This window comes from Streptomyces sp. NPDC060049, assembly GCF_042736715.1.
In the GTDB taxonomy this organism is placed as follows: domain Bacteria; phylum Actinomycetota; class Actinomycetes; order Streptomycetales; family Streptomycetaceae; genus Streptomyces.
This window is the reverse complement of sequence record NZ_JBHWVV010000012.1, coordinates 64,965-87,926: the sequence shown is the minus strand read 5'-3', so window position 1 is coordinate 87,926 and position 22,962 is coordinate 64,965. Positions and strand designations below refer to the sequence as shown.

Below are 22,962 nucleotides of genomic sequence, written 5' to 3'. Positions count from 1 at the left end.
GTGGTGAAGTTCTCCAGCCGTGACCGAGCCAGGGTTCGAACGCGTTCGGGACGGTACCGGTTTGCGCGTAAGAACGTACGGCTGGGTGAAGCGGTGCTGCCGCGTGCCGGAGGCAATGGCAAGGAGTCTCTACCTGGGACGACACGACCGCGCAGGCATGCCCAGCAGGCGTCACGCCCGCATCGATCCTGATGTGGGCCTGCCGCTTGACGGAAAGGCCGGCCACCCCAACGGCGCGTTCATCCGCGGCCCCCACACCGGCAGCTGCGTCCCCGTTCCCAAGGCTCCCAAGGCAGCCGCCTCAATTGACGTATTCACGGCGTGCGGACTCATCACGAGCGCAGCGTCCATGGGCGGCCACCACGGAATGCCTCCCAGCCTGACGTATGCCCAGGGGTTATCGTGCCGGGCCCTCGGTCTGTCCGGCACCGCTCAGCAGCGCCAGGTGGCGGTAGTCGCTGGGTGGCATGCCGTACGCGCGGCGGAAGGCCCGGCTGAAGTCCGCCGGGTGGCGGAAGCCCCAGCGCGCCGCGATCTCGCCGACCTTGGAGTGGCCGAGCCGCGGGTCGGCTAGGTCGGCGCGGCTGCGTTCGAGGCGGAGCCTGCGGATCGTGGCGGCGACGGTCTCCGGCTCCTCGCGGAACAGCGAATGGAGCAGCCGTACGGAGATGTGGTGGTGGGCGGCGATGGTGTCCGGGCCGAGCCGCGGGTCGGGCAGGTTGTGGTTGACGAAGGCCCGGATCCGGGCCAGCAGGACCTGGCGGCGGGTCTCGGCGGGCAGCGCGCCGGGGCCGCCGGACTGTGCAGCGAGATACGCGGCGCACAGATCGAGGCCGACGGAGCCGAGGCGGGACAGCTCGGCGGGGGCGGAGCGCTCGGCGTGGGTGCGCAGCCCGGTCAGGTACGAGGCGAGCAGGGCACCCGAGACGGTGCCAGGAGCGAGCCGGGTGCCGAGGAGCCGGTTGGCGTGGTCCTGGGGCAGCGGCAGGGCGCTCCGGGGCACCCGCAGCAGGGAGACGCGGGAGAGCCGGCCCTCGTCGAGGAACTCGCAGCTCAACGGGTGCGAGGAGTCGAAGAGCGCCATGTCACCGGCGCGGAGCAGGGCGTTGCTGCGGTTCTGCTCCAGGCCGACCGGGCTGCCGTGGACGAGGAAGAGGAAGTAGTTCTCCGGGTCCGCGCGCCGGATGTTCCCCGCGCCGCGCCGGGCAGACATCGGCGAGAAGGCGAACCCGGACAGGTCGACATGGTTGAGGTCAAGCGCCGTCGCCGTGCCGCGGAAGCACTCGACGTGCGGGCTGGTGATGGAGACCGGCATCACGAGGTCGCCGACCATGCCCGCCCACGACTCGAAACCGTCTCGCGCGCGGACGCTGACCGTTTGTGTACGTGGCTGTGCACCCGTCACGAAGCCCCCGCCCCACGGTGATGTGTACACGCCCATAGTTGGCGTTCGGCGGGGCGTCGGGATAGCGGGGTACCGGCCAACTCCCACTCATCCGCGGCCTGTCTGCGCTCGGTGCGCAACGAATCTGCGCGCCGTGCCATCGACGCAGGTCGGCGCCTCCCCACACAGTGGTGGCCGGCACCGTGCCGAAGTGTGAAGCAGAGAGGCAACGCAGTGACGAAGCACGGAATCTTACGGTCCGACGGGCTGGGCAAGCTCCTCGCCGCCCTCGTCATGGCCCTCCTGGTGCTCATGGCCGTACCGGGCGCGGCCGGAGCCGCCGACGGGGCTCGGGCGGACTTCACGGCGCAGGCCGCGAGCGCCGGCCTGAACGCCACCCAGGCCAGGAGCCTGCAGAAGCGGGTCGACGGCTACCTGGCGAGCACCAAGGGCACCCAGATCGGCGCCAACAAGATCGCCCTGCCCGGCGGCGAGCTGCTGCTCGCGCTGCCCGGCGAGCAGAAGGCTCGAGACCTCGACGCTGCGGCGGTCCCGGGCGACACGGTGGGCGGCTGCCGCTACTCGTACGTGTGCGCCTACATGTACGAGGACTACACGGGTGACCGGTTCGACATGTTCACCTGCAACCACCTGTTCCGCATCACGTGGAACACGACCGGCTCGTGGATCAACAACCAGCGCTCGACCCTGTACGCGAGGTTCTACGACCGGAACCAGGCCCTCGGCTGGACCTCTCCCGGCGGTCTCAGCTACGACCCCTCGGCCGACTGGCGCTGGGTCTGGTACGTGAGCCCCTGCTGACCCACCGGTCCACGCTCAACCCCGCAGCAGCAGCCGCTTGACGCCGACCCGAGGACGGCGGCGCCGGCGAGGACGAGGACGAGGAAACCAACAGTGACGTTGCCCTTCCCGTCCTCGGAGGGGGAGGCCGAAGGGGAATCGGGCGAGCCGCCCGACGTCCCCGACGGCTTCTCCGACGGACACCCGGCCCCGCCCTCCCGGTCCAGCCGCACCACCCTGATGGGGATTCTCGAAAACACGCTGTCGCTCTCCACCTCACTTCGTTGCAGCGTGAACGGTGTGGGGAAGATGGGGAGCTAGTGACCTGAGTCAGAGATTCGGTGGCAGTAGGCGGCGACTTTGTCGAGGATTTCGTCGGCTGTCTTCGTCCAGACGAAGGGCCTGGGCTGCTCGTTCCAGTCGGCCAGCCAGGCCCGGATGTCGCGTTCAGGTGCCTGGACGGAGCGGTGGACTCCGCGCTTGAGCTTCCTCTGCGTGAGCTCGGCGAACCACCGCTCCACCAGGTTCAGCCACGACGAACTCGTCGGTGACCGGCGTCGATGCCCATACGACACTGCGGTCGACATCGTCCGGGTATCACGCCATGCGGGCTTCCACGTGGGCCGCGATGCGCGGCACCGTAGGCACGGCAACCTCGTCCGACTCCATGTAGCGCTCGTAGAGCTCGGCGTAGGTCGAGCCCGCTTGGTCGTCATCGAGTGGACGGTCGCCGTCCCCCACCCCAAGGTCCTAGCTCTCCTGCGCATCGTCGCAGGCAGCAGTTCCGTCGGAGCCGGCAGGTCCTGCTATCGAACCGCCGGCAAGTGGGCCGAAGAGAGCTCCTAGTCCTGTGACGTCCATGGCCATCGGGCCTCGCGGCCGGCCTCGACGAGGCCGATCATCCGGAACCCGGCGTCCGTCAGGCCGCCGAAGGTGTGCCGGTTGGGGCCGCCGGGGCCGTGGGCGGGCTGGTACCCCGCCAGGTTCCAGGTGTACACCGGGACGTCCTCCGGGACCGATTCCGCCGGACCGCGGCGCCCTAGGTGCGGGCCCGTCTGCTCGTCGGTGACGATCAGGACCCTCTCGTGGCCCCGGTAGTGGGTGCGTACCGCCTTGGCGGTGTCGGTGCCACCGAGGTTGTTGAACCGTTTGAGTACGTCGAGCACCGGCTCCCCGGACCGGAACGGCACCTGCGCGCTCGACGACCCGAACTCCACCAAGTCCGCCTCCTCGGCGCGCATCGCCAGCGCCGTGCCGAAAACGGCCGCGGCGTCCGCCCGGGTCAGGGTGGACCGCGGCGAGACGGTGTCGTAGAACATGGACCCCGACCGGTCCACCAGGATCAGGGTCCGACCGGTCAGGGCCGGTACGTTGGCCAGCGAGTGGCTCAGCGCCACCTCCAGCCGCGCCGACCAGCGCGCCGAGCGTGCGTGGCGGTGGGCGGCCAGGTAGCGGAAGGGGAACTGCCGGGACCGGGCGACCTCTTCGGCGTCCGAGATCCGTGCGGCGACTCCGGCCGCCGCCTCCTCCGAGATCCCGGCCCCGTCGAAGTTGCGCAGGTTGCGCAGCAGCGCCATCGGTCCCATCGAGGGGATCACGGCTTCCCAGACGGCGGCGTCCATCGGTCCCTGGAGCCAGCCCGCCAGGGCCTCCCAGGTCATGCCCGCCGCGGCCAGCCGCTCGGCGCCGTCCGGCCCGGTGACCACGGCCCGCCGCTCGTCCGCCGGCAACTCCATCAGGATCCGGTGTGCGGTCAGCAGCCTGTCGCCGGGCGGCGGCGGCGCGTCCTGCGGGTGATGCCGGCGGTCCAGGGCGTGCCGGAACAGCTGGCCCTGCCAGGGCTTGGCCGGGTCAGGTGTGGCGTGGACGAGGTTGAGGACGTCGCCGAAGCGGAAGGCCTTGGACGCGGTGTCGTACTTCAGCAGGGAGCGGGAGGAGTAAAGCCGCCGTACGGCGTCGGCGATGCCCCGTTTCACGGGCTGTGGGACGCTCCGCCCGTAGGCCGAGGTCCAGTGGGCGAGCAACTCGCCGGGTTCGTCGGCGCGCTGGAGCACGGAGTCGATGACGGACCGGTTGGACGGCCCCACGCAGGACCCGGCGGCGAGCCGTGCCCTGACGTACGCGGCCGCGCCGATCAGGGAGGCCGTACGCATGTTTCCTTCGCCTCGGAGCCAACGCAGCAGGCCGGCCGTCCATGCGGGGTCCTGGAGGGCGAGTTCACCCACGAGGCGGGTGTACCGCTCGTCGCGTTCCGGGCCGCTCTCGTAAAAGGTCTGCTGGGAGACGAAGTTCCCCACGGCCAGGAGGAAGAGCTCCTCGCGCGGCTCCCGGACGAAGCCGGGGCCGCCTTCGTAAGTGAGCGGGTCCGCCCCGGTGGGGTGATGGTGGGACCACGGATCGGACGCGGTACGGGCCGCCGCGGCGGAGATGTGCGGGGCCACGAGCATCTCGGACCAGATCTTCGACGTGCGCGGGGTGTGGCGAGGCAGGGAATCCCCCCGGATCCAAAGGCAATGGGAAGCCCCGTCCGAGGCGTCCGACGGGGCGGAGGGACGGGCGGGGCAGGCGCCCGCGCCACCCCGAGATCAGAAGTGGCTGCGGCGTCACTTGGTTTCGGAAGGAAGTAGCCGCAGCCGAGCGCATCGGGGGACGCGGTCGCGCCCTCACAGTAGGCAGGCCCGCGCACCGCGCGCCAGCAATTAAATGGCCGGCTCTCCCGTCCGTCCGGCCCGGCAGGCGTGATCAGGCAAGATCCGAAAGAGACGGCCTAGTGGAAGCCGACGACGACGCACCCCTCGTGCCCAACGTCAAAGTGCGTTTGTCCCGGCGAGGGTGTTTGCTCGCGATCTGGATCAATGGCCGCCGCAAGGTAACTGCGGTGCCTGGTGCTTGTGTGCCAGATGTGTTGCTGACTGCGGTTGCCGGTGTGTTCCGGACCCCTCGCTCCTGCCTGATCCCAAGGTGCCCTCGCTGCGGTGCGTTCGCTGGAGCGGGACGCGAGCCTGTGAGTGGCCTACTTGACGAGGCGGAAGTCCGGGTGCTGCAGCCAGGCAGTGAGGGTGCTGGCAGTCACCCAAAAGCAGTGCCGTCACCTGTCAGCTGGGTCGCACTCGTCCCGCAGGGCCGCTAAGGCATCAGCCACGGCCGGAGTGCGTGCTTCGCTGCTGTAGGACTTGATGCCGTCCGCCATGTACTTGCGTACTTCGAATTCGGGGTCACGGAGGAGACCGACGAGGGCCTCGGTGAACTCGCCGCTCCCGTCGTCGCCCACGATCAGTGTCGCGCCGGCCCTGCGTCGCACGCGCGGGTCCTCGTCTGAGGCGAGAACCAGCAGGGCGTCCTTGGCCGCACCCAGGGGAGGGCGCCACGTGCCCCAGTCGAATACGAGGTCGGGGACTTCGACCCGGACGTCCGGGCTCGGGTGACCAGCGTGCCGTAGTCCCACGGCCTCCCGTTCGGGGTGCTTCAGACCGCACAGGGTCGAGAGCACCCAGGCCAGGACGTACGGGTCCTCCTCCTTGCCGTCTGTGGCCCAGGCCACGAGGACGTCCGCCGTCTCCTTCCCGAAGGGGATCCCCTGCCGCAACCAGAAGTTCCGGTAAGCGTGCATCCGGTAGGATTTGAATACGGAGAGGACGAACTGACGGCGGCGCGGGTTCGGATCGTGCCGGTACGCGATCACTGCCAGGAACGTCTCCGTGTCCCGGCGAAGAGCGAGGGCCGCCACGGCCGACTCCCAGTCGACATGATCCCAATCCTCGTGCGCCACGGCCCTGTCGACCAGCTTGTCCACGGGCGTCAGGACTCCGAAAGCAGTCTCCAGTTCCGTGAGGACCGCTCCGTGCCCAGCGCGGATCGTGAGGCCGCCGAGTGTCAGCTGGGCCACCTCGTCGTACTCGCCGTCCTCGACGTTCTCCTCGTGAACAGGACCGAACTCACGCGTCCTGTCCCGGAGTTCCTCCTCCGCGCCCCGCTCGTACCAGTGCCGGGCCAACGCGAGCAACCGCTCCCGTTCGGCTTCGGGGAGGCGCAGCGGATCGTCCCCCAGCAGGGCTTTCACCACCGCCCGAGAGCCGCCATCGACCGCCCGCAGGAGAGGCGTCGTTGCATCCGTTAGTTTGCGGTCCGGGTCCGCGCCGCCCCCGACCAGCGCGCCCGCAACGGCGGCGTCATAGGCGGCGACCGCCAGGCACAGTACGGGGAGACCGTCGCCCGCGACCGTCTCCGGATCCGCTCCCGCCTCCAGCAGCACGGTCACGGCCTCCGCGTCCCTCCGCCGGGCCGCCGCTACGAGCTCCCGCCCGGACTCCATCACACAACCACCCTCTTTTGCCGACGTAAACTGCCGAGAATGCCACCGCGTCATCAACGTCACGGCAGAAGCCGGGAAGACCCGGATCGACGATCAGAGCTTCGGTCGCCTCACAGGGGTCCCGTCGCCGCCAGCACCCGGCAGCGTACGCCGCAGGGAAAGGGCAGAGCGCCTGGTCGACTTCGCGCGCACAGGGCGGCCGGGTCCCACTGTTCTGGGTCGATACCCGGATCGCTCTCAGCGCGGACGGCTGCGGGTGACGCCGGCCGGCCACGGTCGCGGCGAGTGAGCTGTCCGCGCAGGGTGTCGAGGGCTCCGATCCGGATGCGACGCTCCGCGATCGGTACGCCGGCCGAGCCCGCTGTCAGAAGCCCTCGACCCCCTTCTACGGCTGGCCAGCCGCGATCCGTGCGACCTGGTCCTCGCCGATGCCCTTCCCCGTCGACGGTGTCACCGGCTCGGCCGGTTGACCTGGGTCAAGCTGCGGAACGGATCGCGATAGTTGCCACCGCCTGATCGAGCTACTTGTCACCAGCGCGTGATTTTCATGGCTCCGAGGCCTCGCTGCGCCCTGGGACCGACGAAATGCTGCAATCCCTGCGGGCGGTGTGATGGTCGGCTCCGCGCGATTGCCGCGCGGAAGGGGTTAGGCCGTCTCTTCCGGATCTTGCCGAGCCCGCGGTGTCTGGCACCGCACCTGGCCGCATTGTTGGAACGGCCGAGTCGCGAAGCCGAGAGATCGCATGCGGGTCAGCAACTCTCCCAAGACAGCCCGGCCGTGTAGAAGTAGTCACCGGAAGGCGCGAAGATCTCGACGTACCGGGTGGCGCCCTTGGGTCCGACGCCCCCAGAGTTTACGTAGTAGCCGTTGTGGTACAGGTAGCCGGAGAGGCGAGGGCACCGGCCGTCCGCCCTGTCGTCGGTGACTAAGGCTACGAGGACGCGCCTGCCCTCGCAGTACTGGATCGAGGCGTGGCCTTCCGCGCGACTGGCGGTCCAGGGGGCTCCGCACACCCAGTTGGCACCCGAGGGGGCGGCCGACGCGGACCCGGCGAGCAGGGGGGTGGCGAGCAGCGCCGCGCTGCCCAGTACTGCAGCGATCCTTTTTCCCATGAATGAGCCTCTTTCGGTGAGGGATGACGGTGATGGCGAGACGGGGCGTATTACGGGCATTTCCTACGTCGAATCTGACGACTAGTCAAATAACTCGGTCGCGTGTGGGCGGAAATGGCCGAGGGGGTTGTGACTGCGACCGGAGAGGCACCCTTGACAGGCAGGGCATCGCAGGAGCTTGAGACCGACCCTGGGCGTGCCGCCCGCCTCGGCGGCCACGCATCCGGGCTCCGGTCAACGCCGGTCAACCCACCACGCGCCTGCATGCCTGCTTCATGACTCGAGCGCGCTGCTCGGTGAGGAACAGGTGGGCGGCGGTGACGAGAGTGACGCGCTGGCCCGGTGAAGGAGCGACCCTCGAAGTGGTCAAGGCCCAGAGTGGTCTTCAGCTCGCGGTAGTCGTGCTTCGATCCGCCGCCCTGGATGAATCGCCTGTCGGAGTGCTCCGGCACGCTGCGCGCCATTGGACCCCGCAACGCCCGCGGGAATATGCAACTACACATCAACCAGGCCGCGTTGGGTTGGCATCGCGCCCGGAATCGAGCCAGGGGGGCATCGTGCAGTTCCGTGTACGCGTCGATGAGGATGTCGAGCCGGGAGCGACGGGGTCGCTCTACCGGTGGCTGGCCGAGGACCCCGACCTGGTGCGCCCGGCCACTACCTGGTCATCACCAGTCTTGGCCTGCGGCAGGCCATGAAGGCGGGGGACCTGCTGATCCCCTGGGAGGAACTCCCCCGGTACGACTTCGGGTACTCCTTCAAAGCCGTCGGCCAGTGGAACCCGGACGTCTTCGGCCCTACGCACTCTACGCACTGACCGTGTCGGGGCCGCACTCATGGAACTCGGGCCCGGTCCCGTCCTCCGCGCCCGAGGTCCTGGCCGGCCAGCTGAACCGCCTGGCCCGCCTGGCCGAGGGCTGACCGGCCCCCGCCCCCCGTCGGGAGGCCGGGCGCCGGTCCCGGCGGCAACGGCCACTCGACCGACGGCTTGACCAGGCTAGGGGTCGCAACCACCCCGAACCGGGGGCATGGATGGCCCGGCCCGTACCGTTCGCGACCGAGGAGACCCACACACTGGGCGAGCCACCCCGCTGACCGGAGCCGGCAGGCAGCAGCGGCGACAAAAGCAGCGACGTCTCCCAGCAACTCCACCTGGCCGACCGCCACCTCCTCGACGCGGGCCCAGGGTGTCGGGGTGTCGGGGGGTCGGGGTGTCGGGGTGCCGGGGGGTCGGGGTGCCGGGGTGTCCCAGGATGACGGTGTGGGCTTCTCTCCGAGGGGTCAGCCGATGCGGACGGTGATCTCGGGGAGGGGTATGTCGGAAAGGTTCAGCTGGAGCCCGGTCAAGGTCAGGTAGGTCTGCGAGTCGGTCAAGGCGGACGTGGTGGACGGCGCCTGGGTCTTCCCCCACGTGCTCACCAGCAGGTACCAGCCCCCGCGCTTGTAGCTGCGCGAGGCGTCGGGGCGGTCGCCGTTCGGGTTCAGCGTCCAGCCCAGGCGCTCCAGGTCGGCGCAGATCGCGTTCATCTCCGACTGTGCGGCGGTCTTCTCGCGGACAGCCATCCAGCCCGTCCTGTTCGAGTTGGCGTCGGCCGCGACGGTCGGGCGGCCCTGCGCCGGGTCGAGGCCCGCCGCGCTGACCGCGGTCCGGATCACCTCGTCCACGGCGTCCCGTGTGAGGGGCGGTGACGTGGACTCCGGTGTGGGCGCCGCCGTGGACGGGGCCGGCGTGGGCGCGGGCGCGCCCAGGTGGATTCGCCCGTCGTCTTCTATCTGGATGTGGTCCGGCAGGACCACAGCGGCCAGACTCACGATCAAGGTCGCGGCCAGCCCGATCCACACCCTCTTCAACAGCGCGTTCAACGCGAAACTCCCCCCGAGTGATCATTCAGAGGGAGTCTCACACATACTGCTCGGCGCCCGGCAGCCCTTCAGGAGCCTTGCGCGGGGCGTTGACGCCCCCTGACGTCGGTACAAGTCGCGTGCGGGCTCTCTGGCGGCCACGGGGGCCATGTGGAACGCTTCGCCTGGTCCTCAACGCCATCGCGCTCCGGACCACCAAGTGCATCGACGCCGCCGTCGAAGAGCTCCCGCTGCCTGGCCTGAGGTCTTCACGCCGCACGCCCACACCGGCAGTGGTGTGGGCGTGCGGCGTACGGGGCCGCATCTGGAACAGCCGGCGACCCTGCCGAACAGGTGGTTGGCAGGAGCGTCCGGGTCAGTACCGTAGAAGAACTCCGAGACCGCCTGGTGGAACTCGGCGCGGTCCAGCGCACCGGAGCCGTCCTGGTCCAAAGCCGCGAAGACCGCGGCGCAGTCCTCGCCGGGAACGCCGGCGACCGAGTCGAACATCTGCTGGAACTCCGCCTGGTCGATCTTGCCGTCTCCGTTGAGATCGACCAGGTCGAAGAAGCAGTTGGTCACCGGCTCGATCTGTTCCGGGTACAGGGCGGGGTCGGTCAGGACCCGCCTGAACCCTTCGGTCATGTCCATCAGATCGACCTTCCCGTCACCGTCCTGATCTATCGGGGCGATCACGTTCGTCCAGAACCCGTCCATCCCCTCGGTGAGCAGGCGAGCGGTCGTGGAGTCCGGTGCCGCGGGCGGCGATGTGACGCTCGCTCATCATTCGGACGTCCCGCTGGGTGATGAACCCGTCGCCGTCGACGTCGGCGCCCCTGAACCACTGGCCGTACTTGAGGTCTTACTGAGGTTTTCGGGTTGTCGTCGGGTGGTGACGGGTCATGATCCCTGCGGTATGCCGGTGGTATGCGTTATCCGGAGGGTGGGGGCCTGACTGCTGAGCGTCGGGCGTTTCGTGAGGGGATCCGGCTCGATGCCGGTGTGCGGTTCGTGGTGGGTGAGAAGACCGTGGTGATCGCGAAGGATCTGCGGGTGAGTGTCCGATCGGTGGAACGCTGGCGCCGTGCCTGGCGCGAGGGCGGTATGGAGGCCCTTCGCTCGAGTGGGCCGGCGAACTGCCCGACCGTGACCGACGCCCAGTTCGCCGTTCTCGAGGACGAGCTCGGCAAGGGCCCGTCAGCACACGGTTTCAAGGATGAGCGGTGGACCCTGGTCCGCGTCCAGGCGGTGATCCGCCGCCGTTTGTGTTTGACGCTGTCGGTGGCGACGGTCTGGCGGCTGCTGAAACGGCACGGCTGGTCCTGGCAGGCGCCCGCCCGCAGAGCACTCGAACGCGACGAGGACTCCGTCGAGCTGTGGAAGAAGGAGGTGTGGCCGCGGGTAAAAGCGTCGCGGCGGCCCACGGGGGCTGGATCGTCTTCGAGGACGAGGCCGGATTCTCCATGGCGCCGCCCCGCGCCCGCACCTGGGGCCGGCGCGGACACACCCCCGTCATCCGCGTCCGCGGCCGCTCCCGCCGCAGGACCTTGATCGCCGCACTGTGCTGCTACAAACCCGGCGAACCGGCCCGTCTCATCTACCGACCCCGCGCCCACATCCTCCTCAAGGGCGCACGCAAAAGCTTCTCTTGGAAGGACTACCGCGACCTCCTGGTGCGGGCGCACATCCAGCTCGGAGGACCGATCGTGGTGGTCTGGAACACCTCAACACCCACCTCGCAGCCGGGCTGAAACGCTATGAGGCCGAGCATGACTGGCTCACCACCGTCCGCCTCCCGCCCTACGCCCCTGACCTGAACCCCGTCGAGACCTTCTGGTCACTGGTACGCCGAGCGATGGCCAACACCGCCTTCGACACACCCGACGACCTCGACCGCGTACTGCGACGCGAGTTACGCAAGATTCAGCTTCGGCCTCGCCTGATCGACGGCTGCCTCACCTCCACCGGCCTGGCCATCAACCCGCTGACCCCACCCTGAGAACCGCAGTAGTAAGGCCCCGTGGGCCATTGAGAGCGCCCTGCCTCCTCCCGCGAAACCCTTCCTTCCAAGGGCAGCAGAAATCCGTGGACGGACCCGCGGAAGATCACGTACCGTGTGGCTCCACGCCCTGAGATGAACGGAAGGAGGCGAGTGCCGTGTGGTTCACACCTTTCCAGCGCTCCCTCTTCCAGCATCCCGGCGTGGTTTCTCAGTTCTGACCGGGGGCGCTCCAAGCAGCCTGTATCCCGGAGGAATCCATGACCGATCTGGTCATCCGTGCGCTTTCCGCGAGCGACGCACATCTCTTTGACGCACTTCCCGACCCCCTGGGCGCCCGTGAGGGTCATCGGCGTACTCGGTTCCGCCCCCACTGGAAGCGCGTCGCCCTGCGCGATGGCGAAGTCGTTGCACGCGGCGCGTGGTGGGGCGGCCCCGACGACTCGGAGCCCGTCAACATCAACTGGTTCGACGTGGCCGAGGGGGAGGAGGAGGCCGGAGCCGAACTCCTGCGCTCCGCTCCCTGGCAGGTCGAACTCGAGATCAACGTGCCCAGCGGCTGGCGGGACGACCCCGAACTGCGGGCCGGCGCCGAGACGCGCTTCGCCGCCGCACGAGCCGCTGGGTACGAACTCCTGGTGGAACGCTTCCTGTACCGCTGGACCCCGGAGCAAGGTCTGCCCGAGCGGCCCGGACGCCTGCGCTTCAGCGCCGAACCCGACGACGCCGTGTTCTTCGACGCGTTTCGCCGCATCCATTCCGTCACCCTGGACGCCCACGCGCTCAGGGCCATCGAGGAGGGCGGTCTCGACCAGGCCGCCCAGGAGGAACTCGACTTCCTCCACTGGTGCCCCTCCCCACGGGAGTGGTGGCAGATCGCGCACACGCCCGAGGGCGACCTGGCCGGCATCCACATACCGGCTTACAACCCCTCCGGCCCGACCATCGGCTTCATCGGAGTCCTGCCGGAGCAGCGCGGTCACGGCTACGCCTACGACCTCCTCGCGGAGTGCACCCACCTCCTCGTCGAGCAGGGCGCGGAGGTCGTCACCGGATCGACCGACCAGGGCAACTTCCCCATGGCCGCGAACTTCACCAAGGCCGGCTTCCCCGTCATCAAGGAACGCATCAACTTCCACTCAGCGGGCCAGGAGGCCTAGCGAGGAGTAGCACCCGGTGCGAGCGGTCCGGTCCGAGGGCAGGTCCGGACCGCTTGCCAGTGCCCGGTGGCAGGCTGGCTGGCAGGGGATCGACAGCGGGCTCGATTACCGCGGTCTTCTCACCCGCCGTGAACCTCTTGACGGACTGAAGCCGGATCCCCTCACGAAATGCCCGAATCTCAGAGGTCAGCCCCCAACCCTCCGGATATCTCACCCCACCGTCATACCGAAGGGACCATGAACCGTCACTGACCGACGCCGAACAGAAAACCTCAGTAAGAGGTCGTCTCAACTGGGTTGATCACTAGGCTGGCTGTAGTGATGACGTGGGTGGAGCGCCTGGTTCCGGACGGGTTGTGGGAGTTCTTTCAGCGGGTGGTCCCGGCTGCTCCGGTGCGTCCCCAGGACGGTGGCCGACGGCGGCATGGTGATCGCGAGGTGCTGGCGGCGATCATGTTCGTGGCCACGACGGGCTGTACCTGGCGGCAGCTGCCGCCGGTCTTCGGTCCGTCTGGAGCGACTGCGCACCGTCGGTTCACCGAGTGGAGTCGAGCCGGGGTTTGGGGCAAGCTCCACCGCGTGGTCCTGGACGAACTCGGCGCACGCGGGGATACTGGACTGGTCGCGGTGCGCGGTCGATTCGGTGAACATGCGGGCCCTCAAAGGGGGGATCTGACAGGTCCGAATCCCGTAGATCGCGGCAAGAAGGGCTCAAAAATCCACTTGATCACCGACCGGTCCGGTCTGCCCCTCTCCATCGGGATCTCCGGCGCGAACACCCACGACAGCCAGGGCCTCGAACCCCTTGTCCGCGGCATCCCGCCCATCCGCTCCCGCCGCGGACCGCGTCGACGACGGCCCGCCAAACTCCATGGCGACAAGGGGTACGACTACGACCACCTGCGAAGGTGGCTGCGCTCCCGCAACATCACCCCGCGCATCGCCCGAAAAGGCATCGAATCCTCTCAGTGCCTGGGCCGCCACCGTTGGACAGTGGAACGAACGGTGGCCTGGCTCGCTGGATGCCGCCGTCTACACCGCCGCTACGAGCCCAAGGCCGAACACTTCCTGGCGTTCGCCGGCATCGCCGCCACCCTCATCTGCTACCGGCATCTGGACGGGTGAGCCCGTTCATACGACTCCGAGAAACCCCGGGTCAGCGCCGTCGAGCTGAAGGCATGAGTCGCGGCTCACGCCAAGGAGCTCCGCCATGGGCACCGCGCGACGGCTGGTCGCCGACAGATCCTGGCGCGCCTCGGCCGACCACAACGGCGGGAAGAACGACAGTCCCTGCCGGCCTTCCAGCACGGAGACCTCACTGCGCCAGCCGTCCCACCGCAGGCCTTCATAGAACTCCTGGAGACCTCCGGAGAAGATCCAGGACAACCACGCCGAGTGGCCGGCGCCCAAGGCCTCCCAGCCGAGCGCATCAGGGGCGAAGTAGAGGATCTCGCCTGGATCGCCGGGCCGACCGGCCTCACGGGGGTTACCCCCGTTGAGCACGAAGACCCCGCCCAGCACGTCGTGCGCAACCACGAGACCAGCGCCAGGCCGCCATGGGGGATCGAATGCCGAGGGCATGGCGTTGACCTCGGCCAGGCCAGGCAGCCCGGCGTCGCTTGGGCTTCCGAAGATCCGCAGCCATCCACCGTCCACGAGCAGACCGCCGCAGTTCAGTACGATGCCGCCCAAATTCGACCCGGCGGAGACCTGTAGTTGCAGCAGGGAGGCTCGGCCTGCCGCGGTATCGCCGGGCAGGACCTCAACTGGTACGTCGGTGCCGGACAGCTCCTGGAGAAGGAGCGGCCATGCAGGGTCGTCGACGTTGATCAGTTCATTGTGATCGCGCATCTCCGCATCGTCGCACCAACACCGAGGGACGCAGTCCGCCGGGTCACCCGCACGCCGATCTACCAATCGAGACGACCTCTAAAGTGCAGTCATGACTGCGCACAGTATTCATGTCATTACGCAAGCGCAAACGACAAGTGGAGAGCCTCTCGGCGGCAGCGCCAGCCTGTTACGGCGCCTGACGATGGCGTACACGGAATCTTGCCCGACGAGGCAGGAAGCCTTCGTGTCATTGTTCGATGTTTGGTGGTGTAAAGGCGAGCACATCAGGAAGGGAATCGCCGTACAACTCGATGTCGACCAGCGCACTGAGAGCACTCGGTTTTTGAGACAGGCGCGAGCACGGCCGATCCGCCGTGAGAACGTTCGGATTGCCGTGGCGGTCCAATGTTCCGCTCAGGCCCGGCCGGACCGGATCCCACCACGCTCCCGTGGACAGTTGCACGACGCCTGGCATGACGTCGTCCGACAGGACTGCGCCCGCGAGACAGCTACCTCGGTGGATGCGCAGGGCGAGGCGGTCGCGGTGCAGGACGTCGAGTACGTCGAGGATGTACCCGGTACCGCGCACCGGGCGGAACATCACGGAGATGTGCACAGTGTCGCCCGGCCGCGCGTACGCGCGCAGCTCGCCGAACTTCGGCCGCTCCAGCGGGTGAAGGCGGCTGGAGGTCCCGACCTGCTCCTCGAAGCCACAACCGGGGTCTCGATCCAGGCCTCGTCCAGCACCAGGTTCTGGCAGTCCGTCGACTGCTGGTCGGTCGACACCCGTTCGTCGACCAGGGTGGCCATGCCGCTCCCTGTTGTGGTGGCCGCATTCGACCCTAGCGGTCAGCAAACCCTGTCATCAGCCTCATCAGCCGCCATCAGCCGTCATCGGATCTGATGGGAGCGGCGCCGCCGCCGGGCCCCGGACAGCCCGGGTTGATTGGACGCCCGCCGCGCCTTTCATTCGTTCCTTTGACGACATCGAAGACGCGGTGGCCGAAGACCGGCGGATCCATGTTGGGCGGCGCCGGGTCGGGTGGTCCGGGTATGGATGGGCCTGCCGCCGGGTGTCGCGGCGGCGAGCGGGGTGAGAGTTCACCGATCCGTTCTCTGGGTCGGCCGCGACCGACGGCGGTGTGGCGCTTCGGTCTTGAGATGGGGCCGTCGGCACGGGTCGGGCAGTGGTGGACCGGTCGGGGGCTTGACCCCATCCCGTGCTCGTCTCCTCGGGCGGGTCGCCGGACGAAGCGACCAGATGCCCCCTGGCAGTGAGCTCGATGGCGCTGGTCGGCTCGCCCGCCCTTCCCCCCTTTCCCCGAGTGCGGCAAACATCGCCGGCATCCAAGGGCGGGATCGCCATAAGGCAGGCGGGCGTCGGGAGCGCAATTAGCGATATGCGGAACGGCGGAATGCGTCGCACGCCATACGGGCAGCCGTCATGGATTCCGCCACAGGGTCATGGCTTACCAAGTAAGTCAAGACTTACCTTCAGGGAACTTTGACCGTATGGTGTGGCTCGAATCGAAGGAGCCCCCTGTTGTCGAAAATGAGTAATCCCGCTGTGCGTGCAGTTGAATCGGAGCGGGATTATGTGTCTTCCTTATATGAGTTGCTCACCGAGCGGCTTGCCGAGGCGCGAGTGCACCGAGCGAATGTGCTGAAGGCCCCGGCGGAAAGCGCCGGTGAGGCATACGAGAGAGAAATCGCCGCCGAGCGTCTGGCCAAGGATATCGGCCGGCTGGAGGGCGCCGAAAAGGGGCTGGTCTTCGGGCGCATCGACTGGACGGACGGCACGGCCCTGCGCATCGGGCGGATCGGACTGCATACGGAGGAGGATGACCTGCCTCTGCTCGTGGACTGGCGCGCGAACGCGGCGCGGCCCTTCTACGAGGCGACACCGGTCCACTCGATGGACCTGCGGCGGCGTCGGCACCTGCGCCTCGAGGGGCGCTCGGTCATCTCGGTGAGCGACGAACTGCTGGACGGGACCGCCCCGACCGACGAGGACGTCGTGGGGGACGGCCCGTTGACCGAGGCTCTGTCGGCACGGCGTACGGGCAGGATGCACGCGGCCGTCGCGACGCTGCAGGCCGAGCAGGACGAGATCGTCCGCTCCGCCCACCGCGGGGTGACCGTGGTGCAGGGCGGGCCCGGCACCGGCAAGACGGTGGTCGCCCTGCACCGGGCGGCCTATGTCCTGTACGCGTTCCCGCGCGCCGCGGAGGAGGGTGTCCTGGTGGTGGGCCCGAACGCCCGGTTCCTCGAATACATCTCCCAGGTCCTTCCCTCGCTCGGAGAGAACGACGTCGTTCTGGCGACCTGCCGGGAACTGGCCGGAGTGTCCACGGACACGGTGGACCCGTTCGATACGGCGCGTCTCAAGGGCAGCTCCGACCTCGCCGACGCCTTGGCCGGCCTGCTGCGCGTCCACCAAGCCCCCGCCGGTGACTTCACCGTGCGGGTCGGACAGGAACTGGTTCACCTGTCCGGCGAGGAGGTCGCCACGGCACGCGACGCCGCCGTGGCGGCCGCACCGGGGCACAACCCCGCGCGCCAGGTGTTCAGGGAGCTCTTGGTCGACGCCGTCACCGACGCGATGCAACGAGACATGGGCGACCTCCTGGAGCAGATCGACGCCGATGCCGCCAGGATGACGGGCATGGACCTCGACCGGTTCACGGGAGCCGCCCAGCACCGTGCCGAAGGTGCGGCCGACTCGGGTCCGGTCCACGAGCTGGACCTGGACGCCATCCGAGCCGATCTCCTCGACGACGCCGGCGTCGACCGAGCGGTCGAGGTGCTGTGGCCGCGGCTGGTACCCGGGGACCTCGTGAAGGCGCTCCTGACGAACGCCGGCGCTCTCGCCGAGCGCCTGCCCCGCCTGACCGCGCAGGAGCGGTCCCTTCTGCTGCGCGGTCCGGACGACCCGTGGACCGATGCCGATGTGCCGTTGCTGGACGAGGCGTCGAGCCTGGTCGACGGCCCCCCCGAGCGGACGTACGGGCACGTCGTCGTCGACGAGGCGCAGGAACTGACCGCCATGCAGTGGCGGATGATCGTCCGCCGCTGCCCGGCAAGGGCGATGACGCTGGTGGGTGACTTCGCCCAGGCAGGCCCGGTCGCGACGGCACGCGACTGGAAGGAGGCACTGAGCCCCCACGTCGGACCGCGGTTCAAACTGCACAACCTGACCGTCAGCTACCGCACCACGCAGGAGATCCTGGAGAGCGTCCGGGACCTGCTCACGCGGATCGCTCCGGACCAGAAGCCCACACGGTCACTGCGAAGCGGTGAGAGCCCTCGCACCGTGACCGCGCCTCCGGACGGTTTGGTCACCGCCGTCGTTCAGGAACTCCGTGCCCAGAGCACCGCGCACCCGGGCGAGCTTCTAGGAGTGATCTGCGCGGACACCAAGGTGAGCGAGCTGACGGCCCGAGGCATCGCTCACCAGGCACGCATCGTGCCGGCGTCCGAAGCACGCGGACTGGAATTCGACGGGGTCGTCGTCATGGACCCCGAGGAAATCATCGCGGCCCGCCCCGGTGGGGAGAGGGACTTGTACGTAGCCCTGACCCGGGCCACCAAGCGCCTCTGCACCATCACCGTCCAGTCCGCCTGACGACTCGGCGCCCGCGTCGTCGCCGCGGGCGCACCCGGCGCGGTACGGAATCCGGCCTGCGCGCACGGGGTTGCTCGCCGCCTCACCGCTCGTGGCCACCCGGCATCACGCGGCCTGGTCCAAGCCGACGTAGGTGCCGTAGGAGAACGCGAGGTAGGAGATCTTCTTCTCCCCGAGCACGGCACGGATGACGTCCATGTCGCGGGCGGTGTTGCGGGTGGTGAGGTGGCGCAGCCTGTCACCTCTTCCCCAGGGAAGTCCGCTCCCGCGCCGCCAGGCGGATCGCCGGTCTCCGGTCAGTTCCCGGTGAGCTGCTGATGGACGCACTGTTTGTACTGCTGGAAACTGTCGGGCTGGTAGCACTCCTGCGTCTTGTTGGCGTACCAGACGAAGAAGACGGCGACCAGGACGGACACCGCGATCGCCATGGCCGACGTCACCACGCCGGTGAGGGCCTTGCCCCGGCCGAAACCGGTCCGCTTGGCCGTCGTCAGGGCGACGATGCCCAGGATCAGGCCGATGCCGCCGAACAGGCCGCCGATGAAGAAGATCGACGTGCTCAAGCCGATGACGCCAAGCACCATGGCGACCCCGGCCAGGCCGTTGCCCGATGCCGTGTGATGCGGCGGCATCTCTATTCCTTGCGTGTTCATCAAACGTCCTCCGGTCAGCTGTTCAGGGCACGATCCTGGCTTCCGGCGTCGCGGATGCGCATCGCGGGAAGGCGGGAGAAATTGCTCCCTCGATCGGGGGAAGCCCTCGGTGAGCCGCCCGGTCATACTGGGGCGACGATGATCATGGGACTCCGGCCGCTGCTGCGCGGCTCCACCTATTCGGGCATGCTGTTCGCCTACTGCGGCGCGTTGGCGAGCCTTCCGCTGCTGCCTTTCGCCCTGCTGCCGACACTGGCGTGGCCATCCGCTCCCTATGGAGTGCAGGCCGTCCTGGTCCTCCTGGTCTGGGCAGCACTGATCGGCTTGGTCGGCGTTGCCCGCACCACGCGGCGGGCACTGATCGCGTTCGCCCGCCAACTTTTGAGGGTGCCGTTGCCGGACCCTGCCGTCGTGCCATCCGGCGCCGACCGTTGGCGGACTCCACTGTGGCTGCTGCTGCACGTAGCGCTGGGATGGACGGGGGCGCTGACGAGCGGCGTGCTGATCCTCATGGGAATCGCCCTCCCCGGGGACTGGCTCGGTGCCGAAGCCGGGCTGAGTCTGTCCGGCCGGTCGCTGCGGTCCGACGGCGGATGGCAGAGCTGGGTGGTGGCGCTCGGCTGCCTGCTGCTCGCGGCGGTCGTGTGCGTGGTGGTGACGAGCGTGCTGCGGTGGCTGGCGCCGAGGCTCCTGGGTCCTTCGTCGGCCGAGCAGCTCGCGCTGATGGCCGAGCGAGAGCAGCGCCTTGCCGAACGCAACAGGCTGGCCCACGAGCTGCACGACTCGATCGGGCACACGCTGACCGCGACCACGATCCAGGCGGCGGTCGCGGGCGAGGTGCTGTCCGCCGACCCGGGGGCGGCGCGGGCCGCGCTGCGCAGCATCGAGGAGTCGGCCAGGGCCGCGCTGGAGGACCTGGATTACGTACTGGGCGTACTGCGCGAGGAGAAGGCGGAGACGGCACCGACCCGGACCCTGGACGACCTGCCCGAGCTTCTCGACCGGTTGCGGCACGCGGGCGCGGTCCTTGACGTGGAGCTGTCTGGCGAGTTGGCGCAGGTGCAGGGGACTCTCTCCCGGGCCGCGTACCGGATTCTGCAGGAAGGGCTGACGAACGCGTTGCGGCACGGGACGGGCGTTCCGATCGGGGTCCGGGTCGCGGTCGCGTCGGACTGCCTTGAGCTCGGTGTGGTCAATGGGGCGGGCGCGGGCATGCGTACGGGCGTGGGTGTCTTCCCGACGTCCGGGCACGGCCTGCCCGGCCTTGCCGAGCGGGTGCGGCTGCTGCACGGTGAGATCGAGGTCGGCCCGGACGGGCCGCGGCACTGGCGGCTGGCGGTCCGGCTGCCGGTACGGGGTTCGGCATGACCGGCTCCGACGCGAGCTCAGCCGCCGTGACGGGCACGGGCTCCCGCCCCGCCGCAACCAGCCCTGCATGTACCCCCGTCACCCTCTTGATCGCGGACGACGACGAGGTGACCCGCAGCGGTCTGCACACCTTGCTCGCGGCGCAGCCGGGGATCTCGGTGGTCGGGGAGGCCGCCGACGGCGTCGAGGCCGTCGAGCAGGTGCGGCGGCTGCGGCCGGACGTGGTCCTGATGGATGTGCGGATGCCGCGGTGCAACGGGATCGAGGCCACCCGGCAACTCCTTGCCGGGCCGGCCGAACCTCCGAAGGTCGTGGTGATCACCACCTTCGAGAACGACGGTTACGTCACTGCGGCGCTCAGCGCGGGGGCCAGCGGGTTCGTGCTCAAGCGGCTTCCGGTCCGGCAGATCGCCGAGGCGGTACGCGTGGTGGCGGCGGGCGAGGCGATCCTCTTCCCGGCGGCCCTGCGCCGGATGGTCGCCGCCCGCCCGCTGGGCTCCGCCGAGGCGTTGCCGAAGGCGGCGCTGACGGAGCGGGAGGAGGAGGTGCTGCGGCTGATGGCTACCGGCCGGTCCAATCCGGAGATCGCGCAGTCGCTCAGGGTGAGCCTGGAGACGGTGAAGACGCACGTCGGGAACGTGCTGACCAAGCTCGGTGCGCGGAACCGGACCCACGCGGTGGTGATCGCGTACGAATCAGGTCTGGTGGTACCGGGGTTCACCGGCTGACGCGCACCACGGCACGCGATCGCCGCCGACTCGGGTACCGCCCGGTCCGAGCAGCGTCTCCAGAATGGTGGAGCCGCAGGCTCCGCGCGGATCGGCTCCTCGCGCCGTTCGTCCTGCCATGGCGCTCCTCATCACCCGGGATGCGGCAGCCGCCGAAATCGATGATGCTGGTCATGAGCCTCAGGCTGATCCGCCCACCGCCAATGAGGGCCTGCCGACATTCGAAGCCCGACGGATGGAGGAGGCCTGGTGACATCGCTGACTCGCGCTCCCCTGGAGGGCGGCGGCTGCGTCTTGGTCGAGGCCCCTGCTGCACCGTCGAGTTCGGTGTCACCCGGGCGGTGATGGCAGGAGCAGTGATCGCGAAGAGGCGAGCCGACGGCCACCTGAAGGTGACGGTGTCTTGGCAGCGGGATGCGATCAGCTCTCCTCCGCCTCCGGACGAAATCTCAAGGTGATCCGTGATGCCCGCTGAGGACCCCGACAACGGTGCTGGTGACACGCCGGGACTTCCCCGGGCCGTGGCTCAGGTCCTCGGACCGGACGGACGGGTCGCGGGGGTGGGCTTCCTGGTGGCCGCAGAGCTCCTCGTCACCTGTGCGCACGTCGTCGAGGTCGCGGGGAGAGGTCCCGGCGACCGTGTGGGCGTGGTGTTCCCTCATGCGGAGGCTGCCCGTGCGCGTCAGCTGGAGGGTGAGGTCCTTGACGGGCCGTGGCGAGCGCCGGCGGGCGCGGACGTGGCGGTCGTCCGCATCACCGAGCTCCCTGCAGGCGTCGGGCCAAGCACGGCCCTCGCGGATATCAGCTGAAGTTCACCAAGAACTGGGATCACCCGGACCGCTCGACCCTCTCCCTCGTCCACGACGGCATCCCGGTCAAGAGCTACCGTGCCGGGTCCGGCGTAGGAGTCACCGACGAGTGCCGCAGCGAGAAGGGATGGCTTCCCAGCGGCACCTACCAGGTGAACGGGCACCAGACCCACCGCAACAGCGACATCAAGGGCTACGCCATCCAGCTCTCCGACAAGAAGTGCCGCCCCAAGCGGGACAAGGAGGCCGTCAACCGCGACGCTCTGTTCATCCACAGCGAGATGACGAAGAACGGTGGTCAGGGCTCCACCGAGCCCACTCGATGGGACGGCGACAGGGACTACAAGTCCTGGGGCTGCATCAAGCTGAAGCCCGCCGACATCAAGGACCTGTTCTCCCGCCTGAACCAGGCCCGCTGGCCGAAGAACCTGACCCTGCAGGTCAGCTGACACATACACGGCCGAGCCCTTCGGCCGCCATCACGTGGCTCCCGGCAGCAGGCCGCCGGGGGCCACGCCTGGCTTTCGCGCGCGCAACGATCTCGGCCTGGAACGGAACGGAGTACACGCAGCAGGAACCGACCCCTGTTTCCCCCGCTGTTCCCCCGCGTTTGTCCGGCAGACATGCGCGCGCGGTCCCCTTAGGGAGGGAGAGGAGTGCGGCCGTCCCGTCCTGGTGGAGGGAGACCTGTGCCCCCGGGCGCGGGCTACGCCCACTGCGGCACCTGCGATACGTGGATATGCCCGGGCACGTCTGCCGCAAGTGCGCCGAGGCTCCGTCGGGACATGACCCCGCCGGCACCCGCCGGGCTCGGCGGCCGGCCTGGGCGAGCCGTGTCGTCATCGAACTCTGGGAGGGGCAGGAGCCGTGGATGGTGTCGCGTGGGTCGGGCTTTTCGGTGTCGGCTTCTTCCTGCTCGTGTTGGGCGCAATCATCTTCGGCGCGGGGCGGGGCGCCGGCCTCGGACCGCAATGCCCTTGCGGGCACAGCCAGGAGGCGCACCGCCGTTACGGCTCCTGCTCCGGCATCGACGGCTCGAAGGACAAGTACGACGGCGGCGGCAACTGGATCGGCTACTGGGACGAGAAGTCCTGCCCCTGCCGGGGGTTCGGTGACTCCTCGCGCACTGAGGCGAAGCGCCCGCCCACACCGCCCCGCGTCCCACCGGCGACGCCGCGTCCGGAACGGCCGAAGGGCATGCCGGACGGCTTCACGACCTTCGACGAGTACCTGTTCGGGCGGCGGCCCGACGGGCGGCGGCGCGATGACGACACGCAGCGCTGATTACCAGGTACCGCCCAGGTCAGGCGGGGCGGGCGCGGCCGGGCCAGTCGT

At 69.0% G+C, this 22,962-nt stretch carries 23 protein-coding genes and 2 pseudogenes; 15 read left to right on the top strand and 10 right to left on the bottom strand.

Annotation, left to right across the window (positions count from 1 at the left end):
• Positions 1-397 precede the first annotated feature (397 nt).
• The gene (locus ACFWBY_RS22975; protein ID WP_385333887.1) at positions 398-1,333 is read right to left on the bottom strand and encodes a helix-turn-helix domain-containing protein; all 936 of its coding nucleotides are present in this window, start codon (positions 1,331-1,333) and stop codon (positions 398-400) included.
• Between the two features lie 345 nt (positions 1,334-1,678).
• Here ACFWBY_RS22975 and ACFWBY_RS22970 point away from each other — a divergent pair, with 345 nt between their 5' ends.
• Positions 1,679-2,206, top strand: coding sequence for a hypothetical protein (locus tag ACFWBY_RS22970; RefSeq protein WP_385333889.1), 528 nt, complete (start codon positions 1,679-1,681; stop codon positions 2,204-2,206).
• A 296-nt stretch (positions 2,207-2,502) separates the two neighbouring features.
• On the opposite strand, the pseudogene ACFWBY_RS22965 reads toward ACFWBY_RS22970, so the two are convergent.
• The 4 genes and pseudogenes from ACFWBY_RS22965 to ACFWBY_RS22950 form a co-directional block, all read right to left on the bottom strand.
• Positions 2,503-2,736, bottom strand: a pseudogene (locus tag ACFWBY_RS22965) (IS630 family transposase); the annotation flags it as partial.
• Between the two features lie 291 nt (positions 2,737-3,027).
• Entirely contained in the window at positions 3,028-4,632 is a 1,605-nt protein-coding gene (locus ACFWBY_RS22960) for a TROVE domain-containing protein (RefSeq protein WP_385333892.1), read from the bottom strand.
• Between the two features lie 641 nt (positions 4,633-5,273).
• Positions 5,274-6,497 (bottom strand): ankyrin repeat domain-containing protein, encoded by a 1,224-nt coding sequence (locus ACFWBY_RS22955; protein WP_385409695.1) that lies wholly within the window; start codon positions 6,495-6,497, stop codon positions 5,274-5,276.
• Between the two features lie 750 nt (positions 6,498-7,247).
• The gene (locus tag ACFWBY_RS22950; protein ID WP_385333896.1) at positions 7,248-7,610 is read right to left on the bottom strand and encodes a hypothetical protein; all 363 of its coding nucleotides are present in this window, start codon (positions 7,608-7,610) and stop codon (positions 7,248-7,250) included.
• Between the two features lie 619 nt (positions 7,611-8,229).
• Here ACFWBY_RS22950 and ACFWBY_RS22945 point away from each other — a divergent pair.
• Positions 8,230-8,427 carry a hypothetical protein gene (locus ACFWBY_RS22945; protein ID WP_385333899.1) on the top strand — a complete coding sequence of 66 codons (198 nt, stop codon included), beginning with the start codon at positions 8,230-8,232 and terminating at the stop codon, positions 8,425-8,427.
• Positions 8,428-8,891: 464 nt separating this feature from the next.
• On the opposite strand, the gene ACFWBY_RS22940 is transcribed toward ACFWBY_RS22945, so the two are convergent.
• Positions 8,892-9,473: a hypothetical protein gene (locus ACFWBY_RS22940; protein WP_385333902.1), complete on the bottom strand. Its 582-nt coding sequence runs from the start codon at positions 9,471-9,473 to the stop codon at positions 8,892-8,894.
• A gap of 171 nt (positions 9,474-9,644) precedes the next feature.
• Positions 9,645-10,169 carry an EF-hand domain-containing protein gene (locus ACFWBY_RS22935; protein ID WP_385333905.1) on the bottom strand — a complete coding sequence of 175 codons (525 nt, stop codon included), beginning with the start codon at positions 10,167-10,169 and terminating at the stop codon, positions 9,645-9,647.
• 210 nt (positions 10,170-10,379) lie between these two features.
• Between ACFWBY_RS22935 and ACFWBY_RS22930 the strand changes: the two genes are divergently transcribed.
• The 6 genes and pseudogenes from ACFWBY_RS22930 (at position 10,380) to ACFWBY_RS22905 (ending at position 13,736) form a co-directional block, all read left to right on the top strand.
• Positions 10,380-11,003: a winged helix-turn-helix domain-containing protein gene (locus ACFWBY_RS22930; RefSeq protein ID WP_385333908.1), complete on the top strand. Its 624-nt coding sequence runs from the start codon at positions 10,380-10,382 to the stop codon at positions 11,001-11,003.
• Positions 10,886-11,203: a transposase gene (locus ACFWBY_RS22925; protein ID WP_385334086.1), complete on the top strand. Its 318-nt coding sequence runs from the start codon at positions 10,886-10,888 to the stop codon at positions 11,201-11,203. Before ACFWBY_RS22930 ends, ACFWBY_RS22925 begins: the two co-directional genes overlap by 118 nt.
• Positions 11,167-11,283: pseudogene (locus tag ACFWBY_RS22920) on the top strand (transposase); the annotation flags it as partial. The gene ACFWBY_RS22925 and the pseudogene ACFWBY_RS22920, both read left to right, overlap by 37 nt.
• A gap of 24 nt (positions 11,284-11,307) precedes the next feature.
• Positions 11,308-11,451 (top strand): hypothetical protein, encoded by a 144-nt coding sequence (locus ACFWBY_RS22915; RefSeq protein ID WP_385334109.1) that lies wholly within the window; start codon positions 11,308-11,310, stop codon positions 11,449-11,451.
• 260 nt (positions 11,452-11,711) lie between these two features.
• Positions 11,712-12,611, top strand: coding sequence for a GNAT family N-acetyltransferase (locus ACFWBY_RS22910; RefSeq protein WP_385333911.1), 900 nt, complete (start codon positions 11,712-11,714; stop codon positions 12,609-12,611).
• Positions 12,612-12,932: 321 nt separating this feature from the next.
• Positions 12,933-13,736, top strand: coding sequence for an IS5 family transposase (locus ACFWBY_RS22905; protein ID WP_385334089.1), 804 nt, complete (start codon positions 12,933-12,935; stop codon positions 13,734-13,736).
• Positions 13,737-13,742: 6 nt separating this feature from the next.
• On the opposite strand, the gene ACFWBY_RS22900 is transcribed toward ACFWBY_RS22905, so the two are convergent.
• Positions 13,743-14,462 (bottom strand): DUF2625 domain-containing protein, encoded by a 720-nt coding sequence (locus tag ACFWBY_RS22900; protein ID WP_385333914.1) that lies wholly within the window; start codon positions 14,460-14,462, stop codon positions 13,743-13,745.
• A 229-nt stretch (positions 14,463-14,691) separates the two neighbouring features.
• Positions 14,692-15,045, bottom strand: coding sequence for a molybdopterin dinucleotide binding domain-containing protein (locus tag ACFWBY_RS22895; RefSeq protein ID WP_385334092.1), 354 nt, complete (start codon positions 15,043-15,045; stop codon positions 14,692-14,694).
• A 1,059-nt stretch (positions 15,046-16,104) separates the two neighbouring features.
• Here ACFWBY_RS22895 and ACFWBY_RS22890 point away from each other — a divergent pair.
• Positions 16,105-18,069 carry a HelD family protein gene (locus ACFWBY_RS22890; RefSeq protein ID WP_385409694.1) on the top strand — a complete coding sequence of 655 codons (1,965 nt, stop codon included), beginning with the start codon at positions 16,105-16,107 and terminating at the stop codon, positions 18,067-18,069.
• A 296-nt stretch (positions 18,070-18,365) separates the two neighbouring features.
• On the opposite strand, the gene ACFWBY_RS22885 is transcribed toward ACFWBY_RS22890, so the two are convergent.
• Positions 18,366-18,701 (bottom strand): DUF4190 domain-containing protein, encoded by a 336-nt coding sequence (locus ACFWBY_RS22885; RefSeq protein WP_385333917.1) that lies wholly within the window; start codon positions 18,699-18,701, stop codon positions 18,366-18,368.
• Positions 18,702-18,860: 159 nt separating this feature from the next.
• On the opposite strand from ACFWBY_RS22885, the gene ACFWBY_RS22880 reads away from it, so the two are divergent.
• From ACFWBY_RS22880 to ACFWBY_RS22855, 6 genes are all read left to right on the top strand, one after another.
• A complete protein-coding gene (locus ACFWBY_RS22880) occupies positions 18,861-20,090 on the top strand; it encodes a sensor histidine kinase (RefSeq protein ID WP_385333920.1) in 1,230 nt (409 codons plus the stop codon).
• Complete coding sequence (locus tag ACFWBY_RS22875) at positions 20,087-20,818, top strand: response regulator (protein WP_385333923.1); 732 nt, start codon at positions 20,087-20,089, stop codon at positions 20,816-20,818. The genes ACFWBY_RS22880 and ACFWBY_RS22875 overlap by 4 nt, the downstream gene beginning before the upstream one ends.
• A 140-nt stretch (positions 20,819-20,958) precedes the next feature.
• Positions 20,959-21,276 carry a CU044_2847 family protein gene (locus ACFWBY_RS22870; protein WP_385409693.1) on the top strand — a complete coding sequence of 106 codons (318 nt, stop codon included), beginning with the start codon at positions 20,959-20,961 and terminating at the stop codon, positions 21,274-21,276.
• A 6-nt stretch (positions 21,277-21,282) separates the two neighbouring features.
• Complete coding sequence (locus tag ACFWBY_RS22865; RefSeq protein ID WP_385333926.1) at positions 21,283-21,627, top strand: trypsin-like peptidase domain-containing protein; 345 nt, start codon at positions 21,283-21,285, stop codon at positions 21,625-21,627.
• Positions 21,531-22,076: a L,D-transpeptidase gene (locus ACFWBY_RS22860; protein WP_385333929.1), complete on the top strand. Its 546-nt coding sequence runs from the start codon at positions 21,531-21,533 to the stop codon at positions 22,074-22,076. Before ACFWBY_RS22865 ends, ACFWBY_RS22860 begins: the two co-directional genes overlap by 97 nt.
• A gap of 418 nt (positions 22,077-22,494) precedes the next feature.
• Positions 22,495-22,911 (top strand): hypothetical protein, encoded by a 417-nt coding sequence (locus ACFWBY_RS22855; protein WP_385333932.1) that lies wholly within the window; start codon positions 22,495-22,497, stop codon positions 22,909-22,911.
• Positions 22,912-22,962 lie beyond the last annotated feature (51 nt).